Origin of the sequence: Streptomyces sp. enrichment culture, from assembly GCF_964272855.1 — a bacterium.
In the GTDB taxonomy this organism is placed as follows: domain Bacteria; phylum Actinomycetota; class Actinomycetes; order Streptomycetales; family Streptomycetaceae; genus Streptomyces.
This window is the reverse complement of the sequence record NZ_OZ186847.1, coordinates 134,806-152,971: the sequence shown is the minus strand read 5'-3', so window position 1 is coordinate 152,971 and position 18,166 is coordinate 134,806. Positions and strand designations below refer to the sequence as shown.

Genomic DNA, 18,166 nt, shown 5'->3' with positions numbered 1-18,166 from the left:
AGCCAGGTAACCACATGGAGGCAGGCGCGCACCAGCTCACCGGCCCACGGGATCCCCCTCGGCACCGTCGTTCAGGCCGCGCAGCATCAGGTGGCCGCCGTGGTGCAGCGGCGTGCTCAACCGCGGGCGGGCCGCCTCGTGCCCCGTCTCCGCGTCGACGATGTGCACTTCGCCGTGGCCGCCGCGGGTGACGGCGACCCAGTCGGAACCCGGTGAGGCGGCCACCGCGCGGCGTTGGACTCCCTCCCACGGGGTGCCGCCGCGGCGGGGAGCGCCGTCCATGGCGGGCAGGGGGACGCGCCGGACACTGTCGTGGGCGCCCAGCAGGATCAGCTCGTCGCCGTCGGGGTGGATGCGGGTGAAGGCGGTGTGGCGCCGGGCGAGTGCCAGCCGGAAGACCAGGCCGTGCCCGAGGTCCGTGTGGAGCGTACGGCCCGTCTCCAGGTCGTGGCGCCATGCCTGGTTGGTCCATTCCGGCCAGCGCAGCGGGTCCGGGGCACCACCGCGCAGCGTGCTCCACAGCGTCCGCCGGCGGGCGTCGAGGCGCAGGTACCAGCCCCGGGCGGGCGAGTCCCAGGGAATCACCGCCTCGGCCACGAGCCCGGCGCCCTTCCTTCGGGCCCGGTGCACTCCTTCGCCGGTGGCCGCGAACACCTGCCCTGAGCCGGGCGCTTGTGCGTCGCCGTGTCCGTCGTCAGGCAGCGGCAGGATCGCGTGCGGGGTGACCGTGGGGCAGCCGGGCGGAGCCCCGAGGAGGTCCGCGAACCGGTGGACGGCCAGCGCCCCGGGCTCCCGGTGCCGCAGCACGACCAGCGGTTCGCCGCCGCCCAGCACCGTCACGCCCGGTTCGCCGATGCGCGTGCGTACGCGCGCGGCCTCTCCGGTGGCCAGGTCCACGACCGTCAGCAGGTCCGACCACGGCTCGGTGTTCTTGCCCAGGCCGGTCGTGACGGCCAGCAGGCGTCCCGAGGGGTCGGCGGCGAGGTGTTCGGCCGGCACGGCGACCGGGACCGCGCATTCGACGAGCCGGTGGCCGAAGGGGTCGAGGACGAGGAGTTCTCCCCGGCGGTCGTCGACGCAGGCCACCCGCCCTCCAGGCAGCGCCAGGAATCCGGCGTGCTCGGAGAGGTGACGTCCCGTCAGGCGTCCCGTGGCGGTTCCGTCCGGCACGGTCAGCACGTGTACGGAGCCGTCCACGTGGTCGGAGACGAGCAGCGCGAGGGCGGCAGCGGGCATGGGGTCCTCCAGGGAAGCCGTAAGTGAAGGTGAAAACGATTATCATGTATCTTCGGTGCGTTCCCGGTCCCTGAGAGAAGCGAGGGCATCGATGCTGCGCTCACCGTCGAGATTCGTCCGCACCTGGATCACCGCAGCGGTGGTGGGTTCCCTCTTGGCCGCCTGCGGCTCGTCGGCCGACGAACCCGCCAGTGACGACCAGGCCAAGCCCGCCACCAAGACCGAGGTCACCGTCGAACCCATCAAGGCGGCGACGGAGCTGACCGACACGAACGGTGTCAAGGTCTCCCTCAACAAGGAGCCGAAGAGGATCGTCTGCCTGTTCGCGCTCTGCGACGACATCCTGACCGAACTCGGCATCGTCCCGACGGCCACCAACAGCGCGCTGCTCGCCCATCCCCGCTTCCTCGGGAAGGAGAAGGCCGGGCGGGTCGACGTCATACCCGGCGGATTCATCGCCCCGGAGGTGGAGGCGATCCTGTCCCACAAGCCGGATCTGGTGATCGGCCTGGGGGACACCCACGGCAAGCTCGCCCCCGCGCTGAAGGGCGCCACCACGTTCTGGGCAATGCAGCCCGAGACGTGGGAGGACAGCGTCGGGTACCTGCGCGACGTCGCCGCGCTCACCGGCCGCACCGCCGAGGGGGAGAGGGCGGAGAAGGCCTTCCGGGCCAAGCTCGCCGAGGCCGAGCAGACGCCGAGCGGGAAGACCGCCCTCGTCATCTACGGCAGTGACGAGAACTTCGGCGTCGCCACCCCGGAGGCCGACGTGACGGCCAGCCTGTTCCCCAGGTTCTCCGACTATCCGTGGAAGTCCCGTGGAGTGGAAGGCAGTTACAGCCTCGAAGAGATCCTCGCCCAGGGCGTCGACGTGCTGTTCGTCGAGACGATGAGCTTCGGCGACGCGGACGGCAAGCTCTCGGAGAAGCTGGCCGAGAACCCGCTCTGGGGCAAGATCCCGGCAGTGCGGAACGGCGACGTCCACGAGGTGGACTCGGAGGTTTGGGCCAAGGGACGCGGTACCCGTTCGCTGGGCATCGTCATCGACGAGGCCACGGCCGCGCTGCGGTGAGGGCGTCCTTCTCGCGGCTTGCCGCGGCGGATCGCCCGGCGGCCGGGGCCCGGCGGCCCTCTCCTCGCGGACGGGGGTGGCAACCACCGATCGTCGTCGTGCTGTTGACCGTCTCGTCGGTGTGCGCACTGAGCCTCGGCACGCCCTACGTCCCACCGCACCGGCTCGCCGGTGCCGTGCTGGACGGGGACACCACACTCGCCGGGATCGTCGTCACCGAACTCCGCGTGCCCCGGCTGGTGCTGGCGTTGACCGCAGGGGCCTGCCTGGGCGCGGCGGGGCTCGTGCTCCAGGAGGCGCTGCGCAATCCCCTGGCGGTGCCCGAGATGCTGGGTGTCTCGTCCGGGGCCGCGCTGGGCGTAGCCGCGCCACTGGTGCTGACCCTGTCGCTGCCCGCCGCCGTCCAGCCCCTGTCGGCCATCGGCGGGGCCGCGCTCGGGGGCGGGCTGACCCTGCTCGCCGCCGGGCTCGGACGCGGCCCGTCCGCGGTGCTGCTGACCGGCGCCGCCGTCGCCGCCGCGTTGCAGGCCGCGCTCCTCGTCCTCATGGTCATGGCCGACCAACTCGACCTCCAGCTCATCTACCGTTACCTGCTGGGCTCCCTCTCCGCCCGGACCTGGGACGAGGTCGCGGGCCTGTGGCCGTGGCTGCTCGTCGCGGCCCCCGCCCTCGTGCTGTGCGCGCCGGTGCTCTCGGTGATGCGGCTGGGCGACGAGGACGCCGAGGCGCTGGGGGTGCGCGCCCAGCGGGCACGGATGGCCGCGCTCGCCATCGCCGTGGTGCTGATCGCGCCTGTCACGGCTGTGTGCGGGCCCGTCGCGTGGGTGGGATTCCTCGCCCCGCACCTCGCCCGGTGGTTCAACCCCGCGACGGGAGCGGTGCGCTGGCTTCCCTGGTCCGCCGCCTGGGGGGCCGTCGTCGTGACGGTCGCCGATGTCCCGGCCCGGCTCGCGCTGGCACCCGTGGAGACGCCGGCCGGTGCCTGGACGGCGTTGCTGGGGGTGCCGGCCGGGGTCGCTCTGATGCGGTCGGGCGGCCCCGACGCGAAGGGTTCCACGCGGGAGAGCGCTCGTGGAGACGAGCCGGGGCTCCACGGTCCCAGGGGTGCCTCCCCGGTCCCCGCCGAGCCGACTGGAACGGAGGCCGCACGGTGAAGCGTCGTTTCGCCGCACTCGCGGCACTGGCCGTCGTGTGCGCCGGGGTGGAGCTGGTGGCGGGGCGCGGCATGTCCCCGGGCGTCGTCTGGGACGTCCTGGGCGGCGGTGGCGACATGACCGAACGCCACATCCTCCTCAGGCTCCGCCTGCCCAGAACGCTGGTGGCCCTCGGCGCGGGCGCGTGTCTCGCGGTGGCCGGGCTGGTTCTGCAGTCCGCGCTGCGCAACCCCCTCGCCGGACCCGAGGTGACGGGCGTGACGCCGGGGGCGGTCCTCGGGGCCGTCACCGCGACGGCCCTGGGGCTCGCCGGGTGGGACTCGCCCCTGGCCGTGGTCCTCGCCGCGTGCGCGGGCGGCTGCGCCGGAGCCGCGCTGCTGTGGCTGCTCGCCGGCCGTGGCCGTGGCGATCCCGCGCAGACCGCCGTGCACGGCGTACTCGTGTCGGCGGTGCTCGGCGGCCTCACCGCCATGGTGCTCCTCGTGGAGCCGGGCGAACTCGGCAGCGTGGTCCAGTGGCTGGTGGGCACCACGGAGGGCCGGGTGTGGCAGCACTGGCACCTGCTGTGGCCGTGGGCGCTCGTCTGGGGCGCCGCGGCGTGGCTGCTGGCCGGTCCGCTGACCCTGCTGCGCTGCGGGGACGACATCGCCCTCGCCACCGGGCTCTCCGCGCGGCGGGCCCGGACCCTGGCCCTGTCGTGCGCGGTGGCGCTGACGGCGGGCGCGGTGGCGGCCGTGGGGGCGCTGGGCTTCGTGGGGTTGCTCGTCCCGCACCTGGCCGTGGCCCTCTTCGGCGCGGACCTGCGGGTGAGCCTGCCCGGCGCGGCCCTGGTGGGCGCGGTCGTGGTGTGCGGGGCGGACGCCGTGGCCCAGCTGTCCTCGCGGCCGCTGGCTGCGGCACTGGACTCCGCACGGCTCACGCTGCCGGTCGGGGCGATCACCGCCTGCCTCGGTGCGGCGCTGCTGCTGGTCGTCGTGCGCCGCACGCCGAGCCGTTCGTTCTGAATTCGACGGAGGACAGATCATGAGCGAGTCCGTGGGGATCCACGTCGAGGGGGTCCACTTCGGCTACCCCGCACGACCCGTGCTGCGGGGCGTCGACATGACCGTCGGGCCGGGCGAACTGACCGCTCTCATAGGCCTGAACGGCTGCGGCAAGTCGACCCTGCTGCGGCTGGCCGCCGGGCTGCTGCGGCCCGATCGAGGGCGCGTGCTGCTCGGCGGGGACGATGTCGCCGCGCTCTCCCGGCGCGCCACGGCCCGAAGGGTGGCGCTGCTGCACCAGTCCGCGCCGGCGGTGCCGGGTATGACGGTGCGTCACCTGGTGCGGCAGGGGCGGTACGCGGCGCGTGGCCCGCTGGGCATGCTGCGCGAGGGCGACGACCCCGTCGTGCACCGGGCGTTGCGCGACGTAGGGGTGGAGCAGTGGGCCGACCGTGACGTCGACGCGCTGTCCGGTGGTGAACGGCAGCGGGTGCGGCTCGCGATGGCGCTCGCCCAGGACACCCGCGTCCTGCTGCTCGACGAGCCGACCACCTACCTGGACCTGCATCACCAGCTCGACGTGCTGCAGACGGTGGTCCGCCTGCGCGAGGAGCGCGGGCTGACCGTGGTGATGGTGCTGCACGACCTGGCCCACGCCGCCCGGTTCGCCGAGCGCGTCGTCGCCCTGCGCGACGGCCGGGTGGTGGCCGACGGAACGCCGAAGGACGTCGTCACGCCGGGGTTGCTGGCGGACGTGCTGAAGGTGGCCGGCCGGGTCGGCCGGGATCCCGAGGGGGGCTGGCCGGTGTGTTACCCAGATCACCCCCTCCCCTCTAGAATATGAAAATCATATTCATTAGTGTCTCCGGTGCGGCGATCGACCGAACGCCGCACCTCCCCGTAGAAAAAGGAGAGTTCATGGACAACGAGCAGGTCTTCGCGCCGATCGCCGACCCGGGCCAGCTGGCCCACGACTCGGCTTCCCACTCCAACGCCCTCGTCGAGAACCCGTTCGAGGACACCGAGGAGTAAGCGAGGGCAACAGCACCCTCGACCGTGGGCCCGCCCGTTGCCTTCCGGGCGGGCCCGCACCCGTCCCAGGCCCCGTTCGTCTCAGGCCCTGTTCGTCTCAGGAGGATCGTCGTGTTCCGCAGCCGGCTCGTACCCGGTGTCGAAGTCGTCACCGTGCCCGGGCGGGGCCTAGCCGTCCGAACCGCGGACGGGGAGTTCCTCAGCGTCAGGACACAAGACGCGGACCAGGGTTCCCTGCTCTCCCTGCTCTCCGGCGCGGCCGTGGTCCCGCTGGACGACGAAGTCGACCGTGTCGTAAAGGCCTTCGAGCAGGCCGGTTATCTGACGGACGAGCCGCAGCACGCGGAGTGGCCAGCCGCCCGCCGGGACGTCCGGCTCCTGGGCGACCCGGCACTTACCGAACCGCTGGCCGCGCACCTGGCCGCACTGGGCGCCGAGCCGCGAACGGCTCCGGCCGTGACCGCTTCCGACACGTCACCGGGGGAGATCGAGGACCTGCTCGACGGAGACCCCGCCGCCGTCGTGTGGTGCCTCGACGGACCCGTACCCGACGGCCTGTGGGAGGCCGCCGACCGGCTGCCCGAGCACGGGGTCGCCTGGCTGCGCTGCCACCGTGAGGGCTGGCAGGCGTACGTCGAACCCCTCGCCGCCGCCCCCGGAGACGTCACCGCCGCCCACATCCGGGCCCGCCGGCTCGCCGCCACCCCCGCCCACCGAGAGCTGGCCGCCTACTGGAGCGGGCCCCGGACCTCCGGCGCACCGGTCCGGCTCACCGTGCCCGCCGCCGCGCTGCTCGCGGCTCTGCTCGCCGACGACCTCGGCCGGTGGGCCACCGGCGCCCCGGACACGGCCGGCCTCCCGGCCCGGCGGCGGCTCCGACGCGTGGACCTGCGCACGCTGACCGTCACCGAACACCCCGTCCTCCCGGTGCCCGACGTCGCACCGATACCGAGGAAGGACCGATGACCTCCATCAGCGCGGCCGTCGAAGGCCTCGCCACGGACGTCCGCCTCCCCGACGGTGACGGCCCCTTTCCCGCCGTACTCCTGCGCACCCCCTACGACCGCGCCCGGCACCGGGCCGAGGCGCGCGGCTGGGCCCGCCGGGGTTTCGCCGCCGTCGTCCAGGACGTGCGGGGGCGGTCCGGCTCGCCGGGGGAGTGGCAGCCGTACCGGCACGAGACCGCCGACGGGACGGCGACGGCCCGCTGGATCAGACGGCAGCCCTGGAGCGACGGACGGCTCGTCGCCGTCGGCGCCTCCTACGCCGCCCACTGCGCCCTCGTCCTCGCCCTCGAAGCGCCCGGCGACGCCCGCCCGGACGCCGTCGTCGCCGCCGTACCCGCCCTGGGCGTCGCCGAGACGGCGCGTGAACCCTCCGGCGTGGAACGGCTGCTGGCCCGCGCGGGCTGGTGGGCCGCCCACGGCGACCGACGGGACTCCGACGAGAGCGCGCTGGACAAGGCCCTCGCCGCCGACCCGGGGCTGCTCAGCCATCTGCCGCTCACCGGCCTCCCCGAGCGGCTGGGCCGGGATCTGCCCTCCTGGGCGGGCCTGTGGCGGCATCGCGACCGCGGCCGGCTCGTGTCCCGGGCGGCGCACGCCGCGATGCCCCTGCTCGCGGTGGGCGGCCACCACGACCACTTCACCGAGGACACCGTCGCCCTGTGGCACGCCTGGGGCGGGCCCTCGGCACGACTGCTGCTGGGCCCCTGGGGGCACAGTCTCGTCGCCGCGCCCGGAACCGACGCCGGGCCCGCCCACCGGGTGAACCTCGGTGACCTCTACGTACGCTGGGCCCGCCGCGCCCTGACCGGCGAGCTCGCCCCGGGCCGCCACGGCGCGCTTGCGCTGGGCGGCGGCGACCTGTGGCTGCCCGCCGGCACCGACGGCGAGCCCCGCACGCAGCGGCTGCGGCTGCTGCACGGCGCCGACTTCACCGCCGACCCCGACCGGCCCGTCCGCTCCGACGACCTCACCGTCCCCACCGGCGGACGCCCCGACCGCTGCCTGCTGGCCGGCCCGCCGCTGCCACGCCCGCTCGACGTCGTCGGATCGGCGCGGGTACGGCTGCGGGCCACCGCCGACACCCCGTCCGCCGACTGGGCCGCACGGCTCGTCGCCCTCACACCCGAAGGCACCGCCGAACGACTCGCCGTCGGCGTCCTGCGGTGCGAGCAACCGGCAGGCCGGGAAAGCGAGTTCACCATCGAGCTCGGCCGACTCGCGCGCCGGCTGCCGGCCGGCACACGGCTGCGCCTGGAGATCGCCGGACACCACTTCCCGGCCCACGCCCGCAACCCCCACACCGGGGACGACCCGACGACCGCCGGCCGGCTGCTCGCCTCTCGGCGGCAAGTCGATCCGCAGAGCGTGGCGCTGAGGCTCCCCGTGCTCCCTTCCCGTCCCATGTCCACCGAGCCCGCCAAGGAGATCCTGCGATGACGGCGCTGCCGCTGGAAGCACTCGTCGACCCCGTCTGCGGCATCGTCCGCAAGGTGAAGCCCGTCGAACACCCCGCGGGCGCACCGCCCCGCTACACCGCGCTCACCGCCGAGGTATCCGACGCCCGCAGACTCGGTCTGTGGCCCGCCGACCGGGTCTCCCTGGGCACCACCTTCGGCGATCCCGAGCAGGCCCGTGTCGCCGCGATAGCCGAGGGGGTGGAACGGTACTGCGGCAACCGTGTGCCGCCGCCCGGCCACCCCGACGCCCCCTTGCGCGCCTCCGCGGCCGAACTGGCCGAGAAGGGCCTGCGTCTGTACGGCCCCGACGACCTGCCCGCCTACGCGCAGTGGCAGTACACCCGCGAGAAGTTCCCCTACCGCCGCCTCACCGCCGACACCCCGGCCCTCTGGACGCGCGGCACCGAGCGGCTGCCCGGCGGACGGACGGAGGAGGTCTGGGCGCCCGTCGCCCTCACCCACCTCAACTGGCGCCAGGGCGACCGGCGCGAGCTGCCTCGCACCCACCACCTCAACTACGCGGGCATCGCCACCGGTCAGGGCCTCGAAGACGCCGTCGAACGCGCCCTGCTGGAGATCGTCGAACGCGACGCCCTGGAACTGTGGTGGCACCTCGACGGACCGGCCCGCGGCATCGACCCGGCCAGCGTGCCCGGCCTCGAGGACGACCTGGCCGGATCCGCGCTCGACGTCCACCTCGTCGAAATGCCGTCGGAGTTCGCCCCCTGCATGGCCGCGCTCGTCCACGACCCGCGCCTCGGCCTGTACGCGGCCGGTTTCGCCTGCAAGTACGACCCGGCCGAGGCCGCCCGCAAGGCGGTTCTCGAAGCCGTCCACACCTGGGTCTTCACCCAGGGCCTCACCGACCCCGACGGCTGGGTCTTCCAGGCCGTCGAGGCAGGGCTGCTCGCCCGCGGACTGTACCTGGAGCACCGCGCCGACGGCCGCTATCTCGACGCGTGCGGCGCGCAGTTCGAGCATGTGCGGGACCTGGGCGCGCATGTGCAGGTGTGGCTGGACGAACGGATGGCGGCCGAGGCCCGCCGCTTCACCGACCCCGCCCACGGGACCGTGCCCGTCGACGCGGTCGAGCCCGGCAGCCGGGAGCGGCTGGAGAGCGCGCTGCACACGGGCGGCCACCGTGTCATGACGTTCGACCTCACCACCGAGGACGTCGCCGAGACAGCCCTGCGCGTCGCCCGGGTCCTCGTCTCCGGGCTCCTCCCCAACGCCCCCGCCGCCTTCGGCTACTTCGGCTGCCCGCGGCTCGCCGAGACCGCCGTCCGACGGGGCTGGCGTACGACCGCGCCCACCGCACCGGAGGACTTCACGCTGGCGCCTCCGCCGCACATGTGAGGACCGCCGTGGAACACGCCCGTCAGGACCACCCGGTGGACCTCACCGCCGCGCTCGCCCGCGCCCGCACCTCCGAGCCTCCCGGCCCCGACACACCCGCCGGACCCGCCGTCCCCGCCTGGCCGGGGCGACCGCGCCCGATACCGGCGGCCGGCCCGGCCGACCTCGATCTGCACGCTTTGCTGCGCCTCTCCCTGGCCGCCTCGGACGGCTCCGGACGGCTGCGGCCCGCGTCGTCCGCCGGCGCCCTGCACCCGGTGGACACCGAACTCGTCGTGGGCACCGGCTGCTCCCTGCCGCCGGGCCGCTACGGCTACGACCCACTGCGCCACCGCGTCCACCACCTCGGCCCGCGACCCGACGGCACGCCACCGGGCGTGACCGCCGAACTGTCCGTCACCGCACGCCGCACGGTCTCCCACTACGGCCACCGCGCCTGGCCCCTGCTCCTCCTGGACACCGGCCACGCCGCCGCGGCGCTCTGCCTCGCGGCCCGCGCACTCGCCGCGGGCGAGCCCGAGACACGGCTGGACGGACTCGCGGAGAACCCGCTCGCCGCCGCACACATCCCTCCGCGCGGCCCGGTGCGCGGGCCCGGCGGCGCACCACGCCCCCGGCCGTCGGCGAGCGCGCCCACCCCTGAGGAGCTGCTGGCCCGCCGCAGTGCCCCGCCGCCGCTGCCGGGCACCCCACCCCCGGACGTGCTGCGGGCGGTCCTCGCCACCGCCGCAGGGGCGGGCGCCGGCGACCTGCGCTGGTGCGCCGCCGTCGGCCCGCCACGGCCCGGTCTGACGGAACTGTCCACCGACGGCACGACACTGCGCCGGCGCGCCACCGGGGACGCCCGGCCGACGCTCGCGGCCTGGGCCGCGGGCCAGGCGTGGATCGCCGACGCGGGCGCCGTCCTCCTCGCCCACGGCTGTCCCGCGGACGCCGACGCGCCGCACATCCGCCGCACCCACCTGCGGGCCGGATTCGCCGTCCACCTGGCCCACGTCACCGCCCTGCGCCACGGGCTGGCCGCCCGGCCCGTCGGGTCCTGGCAGCGGGCAGACCTAGGTGCCGCGCTGGGCGCCGCGCCGGGCCGGGACTGGATCGTCCACGCACTGGCCCTCGGCACCCGCCACGCCGACGAGGAGAACACCACATGATCGTCCACCCCGAACTGCGCCGCGCCGCCCTGCGCGCACGGCGCCCCCTGCTCACCGCCACCGTCCTCCAGGGCGCCGTCACCCTCACCCACCTGTCGCAGGCCGCACTGCTGGCCGTCGCGCTCGCCGACCTGGCCCGCGGCGACACCGGCCGGCTCCCGTGGCTGCTCGGCGCGGTGCTCGCCGTCGTCGCCGCCCGCGCCGGCCTCGCGATGGCGCAGCGGCACACCGCCACCCGCGCCGGAGCCCAGGTCAGGGTGGCCCTGCGGGACGAACTCGTCGCTCAGCTCGGGAAGCTGGGACCGGCGCACCTGACCACCGCGCGCGCCGGGGCCGTACGCACCACCCTCGTCGACGGGGTGGAGGGCGTCGACGCGTACGTCTCCCGCTACCTGCCCCAGCTCCTGATCACCCTCACCGTGCCGCCCCTGGTGCTCGCCGCCGTCGCCGCGGTGGAACCCGCGGCCCTCCTCGGTCTCGTCCCCGCCCTGCTGCTCGCCCTGGCCGGGCCGCGCGCCTGGGACCGGCTCCTGGCCGCCCGGGGCAAGGAGCACTGGGACACCTACGAAGGACTCGGCGCCGACTACCTGGAGGCCCTGCAGGGCATGCCCGCTCTGCGCGCCGCCGGCGCGGTCGGCCGCACCCGCGAACGCCTGGAGCGGCGCTCGGCGGCGCTGCACCGGGCGACCGTCGCCAAACTGCGGGTGTCCCTGGTCGACACCGGCATCACCGACCTCGCCGTCCAGGGCGGCACCGCCGCCGCCGCGCTCCTCGCCTGCTGGTCGGCCGCCACCGGCTCCACCGCGGCGACCGGCACCTACCTGGTGCTGCTGCTGGCCTCCGAGTGCTTCCGCCCGGTCCGCGACCTCGCCCGCGAGTGGCACGCCGGCTACCTGGGCGTGTCGGCCGCGGACGGGATCGCGGCACTGCGCACCGCCGAGCCCGCCGTCCACGACACCGGACCGGCTCCCGCGCGCTGGGCGGTACCACCCGCCCTGGGTTTCCGGAACGTCACCTTCACGTACGACGGCGCACCGGAGCCCGCCCTCCACGGCGTCTCCTTCACCGCGCAGGCGGGACGCACCACCGCGATCGTCGGCCCGTCCGGCGCGGGCAAGTCGACGCTCCTCGCCCTGCTCCTGCGCCATCACGACCCGCAGGACGGCCGGATCACCCTCGACGGGCGCCCCACGACCGAGTACGCGCTCGAATCGCTGCGGCAGGGCATCGCCGTGGTCTCCCAGGAGACGTACCTCTTCCACGCCACCATCGCCGACAACCTGCGCATGGCCCGGCCGGACGCGACCGACGACGACCTGACGCGCGCGGCCCGCGTCGCCGGCATCCACGACGAGATCACCGCCCTCCCCGACGGCTACGCCACCCTCCTCGGCGAACGCGGCGCCACCCTGTCCGGCGGGCAGCGCCAGCGGCTCGCCCTCGCGCGGGCCCTGCTCGCGGACGCCCCGGTGCTCGTCCTCGACGAGGCCACGAGTTCGGTGGACGAACGCCGGGAGGCGGACATCGTCCGGGAACTGCTGAACGCCGCGAGCGGCCGGACCGTCCTGGTGGTCGCCCACCGGCTCGCCGCCGTCCGGCACGCCGACCGCATCATCGTCCTCGACGCGGGACGGGTGGACGCCGTCGGAGACCACGCCGACCTGGTCGCAGCCGGGGGCGTCTACGCGCGACTCGTCGAGGCCGGCCACGCCCACCGAGGAGAACTCGCCGCATGAGCAGCGCCACCGACACCGCCACCACCGCCGGCACCGACACGGGCGTGCCCGGCCGGGGCGCACTGCGCGCTCTGCTCCCCGCCCTCGCCGGGCACCGCGCCATGACGGCCCGCACCTGCGCCGCCGCCGTTCTCGAACACGGCTCCCTCGTCGCGCTGGTGACGCTGGCCGCGCACACCGTGGGCACGGCCGTCATCGAAGGACACATCCCCTCGGCCGGCACCGCCACCGCGCTCGTCGCCCTCGTCCTCGTACGCGCCCTGACGACCTGGCGCGAGATGGATCTGTCGCACGACTTGGCCTACCGGGTCCTGGCCGCGCTGCGCGTACGCGTCTTCGACGGACTCGCCCGCAGCGCACCCGCCCGTGTCGCCGGCCGGCGCAGCGGCGACCTGGCCGCCACCGCCATGGCCGACGTGGAGGCCCTGGAGTTCTTCTACGCCCACACCACGGCCCAACTCCTGGCCGCGGCGACGGTCTTCACCGGCGGTACCGCGGTCCTCGCCACGGTGGAGCCCTGGCTGGCGGTGGCCGTGCTGCCGGTCGCCGCGCTGCTCGCCGCGGCCCCCTTCGCCGACGCGCGCGGACGCGCGGCGCGCGGCGGCCGCATCCGGACGGCCGTCGCGAGGCTGTCGGCCGACACGGTGGAGACGGTCGACGGGCTGCGCGAACTGCTCGCCTTCGGCGCCCTGGCCGAACGTCGCCGCCGACTGGCGCGGAGGGGACGGGAGGTGGGCGACGCCCAGCGTGCCGAGGCCGTGCGGGAAGCGGTCGCCGCCGCGGTCCGCGACCTCCTCATCGTGGCCGCCGTCCTCGGCGTGGTGGCCGCTGCGGCCCAGTCCGTGACCGCCGGCCGGCTGCACGGCGCGTGGGCCCCGGCGGCCATGGCGCTCGCGCTGTCCGTCCTCGGCCCGGTCGCGGAGTCGGCCCGTGCCCTGAGCCAGGCCGTGACGCTGCGCGCCGCCGCCTCCCGCGTCGGCGCCGCCGTCAAGGCTCCCGCGCTCGCCCCGCCACCCGCCGCACCCCGCCCGCTGCCCCCCGGCCCGCTGGGGGTGCGGCTGCACCGGGTGAGGTTCGACTACGGGGGCGGCCCCGTACTGGACGGCATCGAGCTGACCGTCCGGGCGGGGCAGACGCTGGCCCTCGTCGGCGCCTCGGGCGCCGGGAAATCGACCTGCGCGCACCTGCTGGCCCGCTTCTGGGACCCGTCGGAGGGAGCGGTCCAGCTCATACCCGCAGACGGCGACCCCGTCGACGTACGCGAGGTCGACGACGCGGAACTGCGGCGTGCCGTCGCACTGGTGGGCCAGGAGACGCCCCTCTTCCACGGCACCCTCGCCGAGAACCTGCGGCTCGCCGCACCCGACGCGGACGACGACCTGCTCGCCGCAACGGCCCGCCTGTGCGGTGTCGACCGGATCGCCCCGATGGACACCCTCGTCGGCGAACGCGGAGCCACCCTGTCCGGCGGCCAGCGGGCCCGCATCGCCCTCGCCCGCGCGCTGCTCGCCCGGCCCAGGCTCCTCGTACTGGACGAATCCACCGCCCACTTGGACAACGCCAGTGACGCCCGACTCGCGGCCGCACTGCAGGAGGAGGGCCGCACCACGATCGTCATCGCCCACCGCCGCGCCACCATCCGCCGCGCCGACCGCATCGCCGTCCTCGAAGCCGGCCGCATCACGGAGGAGGGCACCTGGGAGGAACTCACCGGACGCCCCGGCAGCGCACTCAACCGCAGCCTCGCCCACATCCCCTCGTGAACAACTCGGCCTGCACGCCGGTCTGTTCCGAAGGTGACAAGCAGCGGTGGCACCCCGGCCAGGGTCGCGGCGAGGCTTAGCGGCGGGTGTAGTGGGAAACGACTATTCCCGAACGATTGTCGCAACGATGGTCGGTCGACGCCGGGAGGGGCCCTTACGTGGACGCGCCCTTGTATCTGAGGCCGAGGGTGGGTCCGCCGCTCGCCTCACTGCTGGAGGCCCAACCGTTCCTGCACTCGCTCGTCGACGCGCTGGGATCGCCGCTCAACGTGCTGCTCCCCGAGGCCGCCGCCGAGAACACCGCGCGCTTCCGCGCCGTCTACCGCCGTCACCGCCTCGCCGGACGCGTGTACTTCGCGCACAAGGCGAACCGGTCCAGCGCCCTGCTGCGCAGACTGGCGGCGGAGGACGTCGCCTCCGTCGGCGTCGACGTCGCCTCCCTGGAGGAACTGCGGCACGCGCTGAGCTGCGGCTTCACCGGGGACCGGATCATGGCCACCGGCCCCAAGGACGCCGGGTTCCTGTGGCTGGCGGCGCGTGTGGGCGCGACGGTGAACCTGGACTCGCCCGGCGAGCTGGAACGGCTCGCCGGCCTGGTGCGCACCCACGGTCTCGGCCGCGTCGACGTACTGGTCCGCCTGTCCGGATTCGAGTCGGCCGCCGGCCTCGGGGGAGCGGGCACCCGGATGCTCTCCCGGCGCAGCCGCTTCGGCACCCCCGTGCACGAGGCGCGGACGATGCTGTCGGCTCTCCAACAGCAGGCGGACGTCGTGGACCTGACCGGTGTCGCCTACCACCTCGACACCACCGGCGTGGAGGAGAAGACACGGGCGCTCGAACAGTGCGTGCTGTTCATGGACGAGTGCCGGGCGCGCGGCCTCGCGCCGCGTGCCGTCGACATCGGCGGCGGATTCGGCGTCGGGTACGTCGACGACGCGGGGGAGTGGGACCGCTGGACCACCGCGCTGAGCGAGGCGGTGCTCGGCCGGCGCCCGCCTCTGACGTGGCGCGGCCACGGCTACGGGCTGCGCAACGAGGGCGGCACGGTACGCGGAGCCGCCGCGCTGTACCCCGCCCACCGTCCCACCGCCGGCCCCGGCTACCTCGACGAACTGCTGTCGACGCCCGCACCGGTCCTGGGCCGGCCCACGGCGAACCTCCTCCTCGAACACCTCCACGACCTCCACATCGAACCCGGCCGCTCCCTGGTCGACCAGTGCGGGCTGTCGCTGGCGCGCGTGCTGGACGTACGGCCCGCGGGCACGGAACCCGGGCAGTACCTGGTGCGTCTCGGCATGAACGCGGGCGACATGAGCCTTGAGGAACACGGCGTCCTCGTGGACCCCGTGCTGCTGCCGCGCGGAGCGCCGGACACGCGCGACGAGGCACCGGCCGGCGTCTTCCTCGCCGGGAATCTCTGCCTGGAAGGCGACCTCATCACGCGACGCCTGGTCCACCTCCCACAGCTGCCGCGCGCGGGAGACCTGCTGGCTTTCGTCAACACCGCCGGATACGCCATGGACTTCCACGCCCACCACGCGCAGCGGCAGCCGGTCGCGCGAACGGTCGCGGTGGAACAGGAGGGCACGACCTGGCGCTGGTGTCTGGACGAGGACTACTGGCCGATCACACCCTTGGGGGGAACACCCGCATGAGGTACGACAGCATCACGGAGGCCATCGGCAACACACCTCTGGTGCGCATCGACCCCGCCGTGCACGGGCTGCGCAACATCGACCTCTACGCCAAGCTGGAGATGCTCAACCCGTTCGGGTCCGTGAAGGACCGGCCCGCCTGGCACATGGCCCGGCCCCACCTGGAGGCCGCCGCCGGCACCGACGGAACGGTCGTGGAACTGTCCAGCGGCAACACCGCCAAGGCCCTCGCCCTGCTGGCAGGCCTGCACGGACTGAAATTCAAGAGCGTCACCAACCGTATGCGTGTCCCCGAGATCAAGGAACTGCTCCTGCTGCTCGGTGCCGAGATCGAGGAACTTCCCGGGCGCAGCGAATGCCTCGACCCGACCGACACCGACGACCCGCTGACCCACTTCCACCAGGCGCTCTCCGACCCGGACAGCACCTATCTGCACACCGACCAGTACTTCAACCCGCGCAACGTCGAGGCGCACGCCATGGGCACCGGCCCCGAGATCGTCAAGGACCTCGACGGGCGGGTGCCCGACTGGTTCATCGCCTGCGTCGGCACCGCCGGTTCGTCGACCGGCGTCGCCCGGATCCTGCGCGAACACGACCCGGAGGTGCGGGTCGTCGGCATGGTCGCCCACAAGTCGGACTTCATCCCCGGTATCCGCACCATCGACGAGGTCCACCAGGTCGGCCTGTTCGACCCGGCGACGTACGACACCATCGAGTCGGTGACCTCCGACGAGGCCATCGACGGCATGATCACCCTCATCCGGCGCTGCGGACTGCTGTCGGGACCGACCGGAGGCGCCGCCTACCAGGGGGCCGTCCGGCATCTTCGCGGGCCCGACGCGGAGTTACAGGACACCGGGCAGCGCCGCACGGCGGTCTTCATCGTGTGCGACCGCGCCGAGAGCTACCTCAGTTACGTGCGTCAGCGCCGCCCGGAACTGCTGGGCCGGGCGAGGCGGGGCCATGCGCCCTCCCACCTCACCGACGCCGAGATCCGCGCCGCGGCCCGCGCCGTCGACGCCGTCGACGCCCGGCGCTGGATCGAGGCGGGCGAACCACCGCCGCTCGTCGTCGACCTGCGCAGCCCGCACGCCTACGCCGCCCTGCACATCCAGGGCTCGGTCAACATCGTCGACGAACTGTTCGAAGAACTGCTCCGCGGCGGACTGCCCTTCAGCAAGCACACGCCCGTGCTGCTCGCCTGCCCCGTCGGAGAGAAGTCGCTGCGGTACGCCGCGGCGCTGACCCGGATGGGCCATCCCGACGTCCGCAGCCTGGCCGGCGGGATCGTCGCCTGGCGGGACGCGGGCGCGCCGCTGGTGCGCGAGTGAGCGCCGCGCAGCCGCTTCCCGGGACGGACGGGGACAAGGACCTGCTCTGGCAGCGGGAGCTGAGGGAGCAGTTCCCGATCGTCGAAGCCCATCCCGAACTGGCGTATCTCGACAGCGCGGCGACGTCCCAGAAGCCGCGCGCCGTACTGGACGCCGTCCAGACCTATCTCACGACGTCGAACGCCAACGCGGGCCGGGGGACCTACCCCTGGGCCAACCGGACCACGGAGCTGGTGGAATCGACCCGGGAACGGGTCAAGGAGTTCCTTCGCGATCCCCGGCCGGACCGCTCCGGAGTCCACTTCACCAGCGGCACCACCGAGGGCCTGCGCACCGTCGCCCGCGACTGGCTCGTCCCGTACCTGGACGACGGGGACGAGATCCTCGTGCCGTACGCCGACCACCGGGCCAATCTGGACCCCTGGCTGGAGGTCCGGCGGCTGCTGGCCGAACGCGGCATCGGCGTCCGCGTGCGCGCGATGCCGTACCAGGCGGCCTCCGGCGACTACGACCACCGGGCCCTCGGTGAGGCCGTCGGTCCCCGGACCCGCTTCGTGGCCGCGACCCACGTCCACCATGTCTACGGCGGCGACATGAACGTGCACCGCATCCGCGCGGCGGTCGGCCCGGACGTGCCGATCTGCCTGGACGCGGCGCAGAGCGTCGGCCACCTGCCCGTCCGCCTCGACGATCCGTCGCTGGACGTCGACTTCGTGGTCTTCTCCGGGCACAAGGCGATGGCCCTGCCCGGCTCGGGGGCGGTCTGGGCACGTAACGCGCGGGGGCCCGAGTTCCGGCCCGGAGGCTGGCAGGGCACGCCCAACACGGTGGGCATCGTGTCCCTCCGGGCCGCGCTCGACTGGCTCGACGCGGCCGGACCGGAGCGGATCGCGCGCTGGACGGCCGCTCTCACCACCCGGCTGACCGACCGGCTGCGGCACCTCGGCCCGTACGAGATCCTCGGCTGTCCCGCCAGCCTGGCGGCCGATTCCGCGCTCCCGGAATCGCAGCGCAGGCAGGGCATCGTCACCTTCCGGCACCGCGACATCCCCTCCGACGACCTGGGCTTCATCCTCTTCAGCCACGGCTTCATGGTGCGGGCCGACAGCCTCTGCCAGGCCGGCGCCGACGAACGGGCCGGGTCGGTACGAGTGAGTTTGCATGTGTACAACACCGTGGATGAGATCGATCGCCTGCTGACAGTCCTCGCCTCCTTGACGTGAAGGGCAA

The 18,166-nt window shown here is 74.4% G+C and carries 15 protein-coding genes; 14 read left to right on the top strand and 1 reads right to left on the bottom strand.

All coding sequences use genetic code 11. The features are described from left to right. Nucleotides 1-36: 36 nt before the first annotated feature. Nucleotides 37-1,236, bottom strand: coding sequence for a hypothetical protein (locus tag ACSU6L_RS00715; protein ID WP_437052449.1), 1,200 nt, complete (start codon nucleotides 1,234-1,236; stop codon nucleotides 37-39). 91 nt (nucleotides 1,237-1,327) lie between these two features. On the opposite strand from ACSU6L_RS00715, the gene ACSU6L_RS00710 reads away from it, so the two are divergent. The 14 genes from ACSU6L_RS00710 (at nucleotide 1,328) to ACSU6L_RS00645 (ending at nucleotide 18,159) form a co-directional block, all read left to right on the top strand. Further along, on the top strand, nucleotides 1,328-2,308 hold the full coding sequence (locus tag ACSU6L_RS00710; protein WP_437052447.1) for an ABC transporter substrate-binding protein: 981 nt from the start codon (nucleotides 1,328-1,330) through the stop codon (nucleotides 2,306-2,308). Nucleotides 2,309-2,427: 119 nt separating this feature from the next. Beyond that, nucleotides 2,428-3,462, top strand: a complete 1,035-nt coding sequence (locus ACSU6L_RS00705) for a FecCD family ABC transporter permease (protein ID WP_437052445.1) — start codon at nucleotides 2,428-2,430, stop codon at nucleotides 3,460-3,462. Next, complete coding sequence (locus ACSU6L_RS00700; protein ID WP_437052443.1) at nucleotides 3,459-4,466, top strand: FecCD family ABC transporter permease; 1,008 nt, start codon at nucleotides 3,459-3,461, stop codon at nucleotides 4,464-4,466. Before ACSU6L_RS00705 ends, ACSU6L_RS00700 begins: the two co-directional genes overlap by 4 nt. A gap of 19 nt (nucleotides 4,467-4,485) precedes the next feature. Next, nucleotides 4,486-5,289: an ABC transporter ATP-binding protein gene (locus tag ACSU6L_RS00695; RefSeq protein WP_437052441.1), complete on the top strand. Its 804-nt coding sequence runs from the start codon at nucleotides 4,486-4,488 to the stop codon at nucleotides 5,287-5,289. Nucleotides 5,290-5,363: 74 nt separating this feature from the next. Continuing rightward, entirely contained in the window at nucleotides 5,364-5,477 is a 114-nt protein-coding gene (gene amiA, locus ACSU6L_RS00690; RefSeq protein ID WP_241270818.1) for a streptamidine family RiPP, read from the top strand. A gap of 111 nt (nucleotides 5,478-5,588) precedes the next feature. Further along, the gene (locus ACSU6L_RS00685; RefSeq protein WP_437052439.1) at nucleotides 5,589-6,443 is read left to right on the top strand and encodes a hypothetical protein; all 855 of its coding nucleotides are present in this window, start codon (nucleotides 5,589-5,591) and stop codon (nucleotides 6,441-6,443) included. Beyond that, nucleotides 6,440-7,921 carry a CocE/NonD family hydrolase gene (locus ACSU6L_RS00680; protein ID WP_437052437.1) on the top strand — a complete coding sequence of 494 codons (1,482 nt, stop codon included), beginning with the start codon at nucleotides 6,440-6,442 and terminating at the stop codon, nucleotides 7,919-7,921. Before ACSU6L_RS00685 ends, ACSU6L_RS00680 begins: the two co-directional genes overlap by 4 nt. Then, nucleotides 7,918-9,297 (top strand): YcaO-like family protein, encoded by a 1,380-nt coding sequence (locus ACSU6L_RS00675; protein ID WP_437052435.1) that lies wholly within the window; start codon nucleotides 7,918-7,920, stop codon nucleotides 9,295-9,297. The genes ACSU6L_RS00680 and ACSU6L_RS00675 overlap by 4 nt, the downstream gene beginning before the upstream one ends. Before the next feature lie 8 nt (nucleotides 9,298-9,305). Continuing rightward, entirely contained in the window at nucleotides 9,306-10,448 is a 1,143-nt protein-coding gene (locus ACSU6L_RS00670) for a SagB/ThcOx family dehydrogenase (RefSeq protein WP_437052433.1), read from the top strand. Next, nucleotides 10,445-12,184, top strand: coding sequence for an ABC transporter ATP-binding protein/permease (locus ACSU6L_RS00665; RefSeq protein ID WP_437052431.1), 1,740 nt, complete (start codon nucleotides 10,445-10,447; stop codon nucleotides 12,182-12,184). The genes ACSU6L_RS00670 and ACSU6L_RS00665 overlap by 4 nt, the downstream gene beginning before the upstream one ends. Further along, nucleotides 12,181-13,947 (top strand): ABC transporter ATP-binding protein, encoded by a 1,767-nt coding sequence (locus ACSU6L_RS00660; protein ID WP_437052429.1) that lies wholly within the window; start codon nucleotides 12,181-12,183, stop codon nucleotides 13,945-13,947. Before ACSU6L_RS00665 ends, ACSU6L_RS00660 begins: the two co-directional genes overlap by 4 nt. Nucleotides 13,948-14,105: 158 nt before the next feature. Beyond that, entirely contained in the window at nucleotides 14,106-15,602 is a 1,497-nt protein-coding gene (locus tag ACSU6L_RS00655; protein ID WP_437052427.1) for a Y4yA family PLP-dependent enzyme, read from the top strand. After that, complete coding sequence (locus ACSU6L_RS00650) at nucleotides 15,599-16,936, top strand: pyridoxal-phosphate dependent enzyme (protein WP_437052425.1); 1,338 nt, start codon at nucleotides 15,599-15,601, stop codon at nucleotides 16,934-16,936. Before ACSU6L_RS00655 ends, ACSU6L_RS00650 begins: the two co-directional genes overlap by 4 nt. After that, entirely contained in the window at nucleotides 16,933-18,159 is a 1,227-nt protein-coding gene (locus tag ACSU6L_RS00645) for an aminotransferase class V-fold PLP-dependent enzyme (RefSeq protein ID WP_437052423.1), read from the top strand. Before ACSU6L_RS00650 ends, ACSU6L_RS00645 begins: the two co-directional genes overlap by 4 nt. The last annotated feature ends 7 nt before the right edge of the window (nucleotides 18,160-18,166 follow it).

Coding starts and splice junctions, on each gene's coding strand:
- ACSU6L_RS00715 (WP_437052449.1), bottom strand. CDS start 1,236: ATGCCCGCTGCCGCCCTCGCGCTGCTCGTCTCCGACCACGTGGACGGC.
- ACSU6L_RS00710 (WP_437052447.1), top strand. CDS start 1,328: ATGCTGCGCTCACCGTCGAGATTCGTCCGCACCTGGATCACCGCAGCG.
- ACSU6L_RS00695 (WP_437052441.1), top strand. CDS start 4,486: ATGAGCGAGTCCGTGGGGATCCACGTCGAGGGGGTCCACTTCGGCTAC.
- amiA (WP_241270818.1), top strand. CDS start 5,364: ATGGACAACGAGCAGGTCTTCGCGCCGATCGCCGACCCGGGCCAGCTG.
- ACSU6L_RS00680 (WP_437052437.1), top strand. CDS start 6,440: ATGACCTCCATCAGCGCGGCCGTCGAAGGCCTCGCCACGGACGTCCGC.
- ACSU6L_RS00675 (WP_437052435.1), top strand. CDS start 7,918: ATGACGGCGCTGCCGCTGGAAGCACTCGTCGACCCCGTCTGCGGCATC.
- ACSU6L_RS00665 (WP_437052431.1), top strand. CDS start 10,445: ATGATCGTCCACCCCGAACTGCGCCGCGCCGCCCTGCGCGCACGGCGC.
- ACSU6L_RS00660 (WP_437052429.1), top strand. CDS start 12,181: ATGAGCAGCGCCACCGACACCGCCACCACCGCCGGCACCGACACGGGC.
- ACSU6L_RS00650 (WP_437052425.1), top strand. CDS start 15,599: ATGAGGTACGACAGCATCACGGAGGCCATCGGCAACACACCTCTGGTG.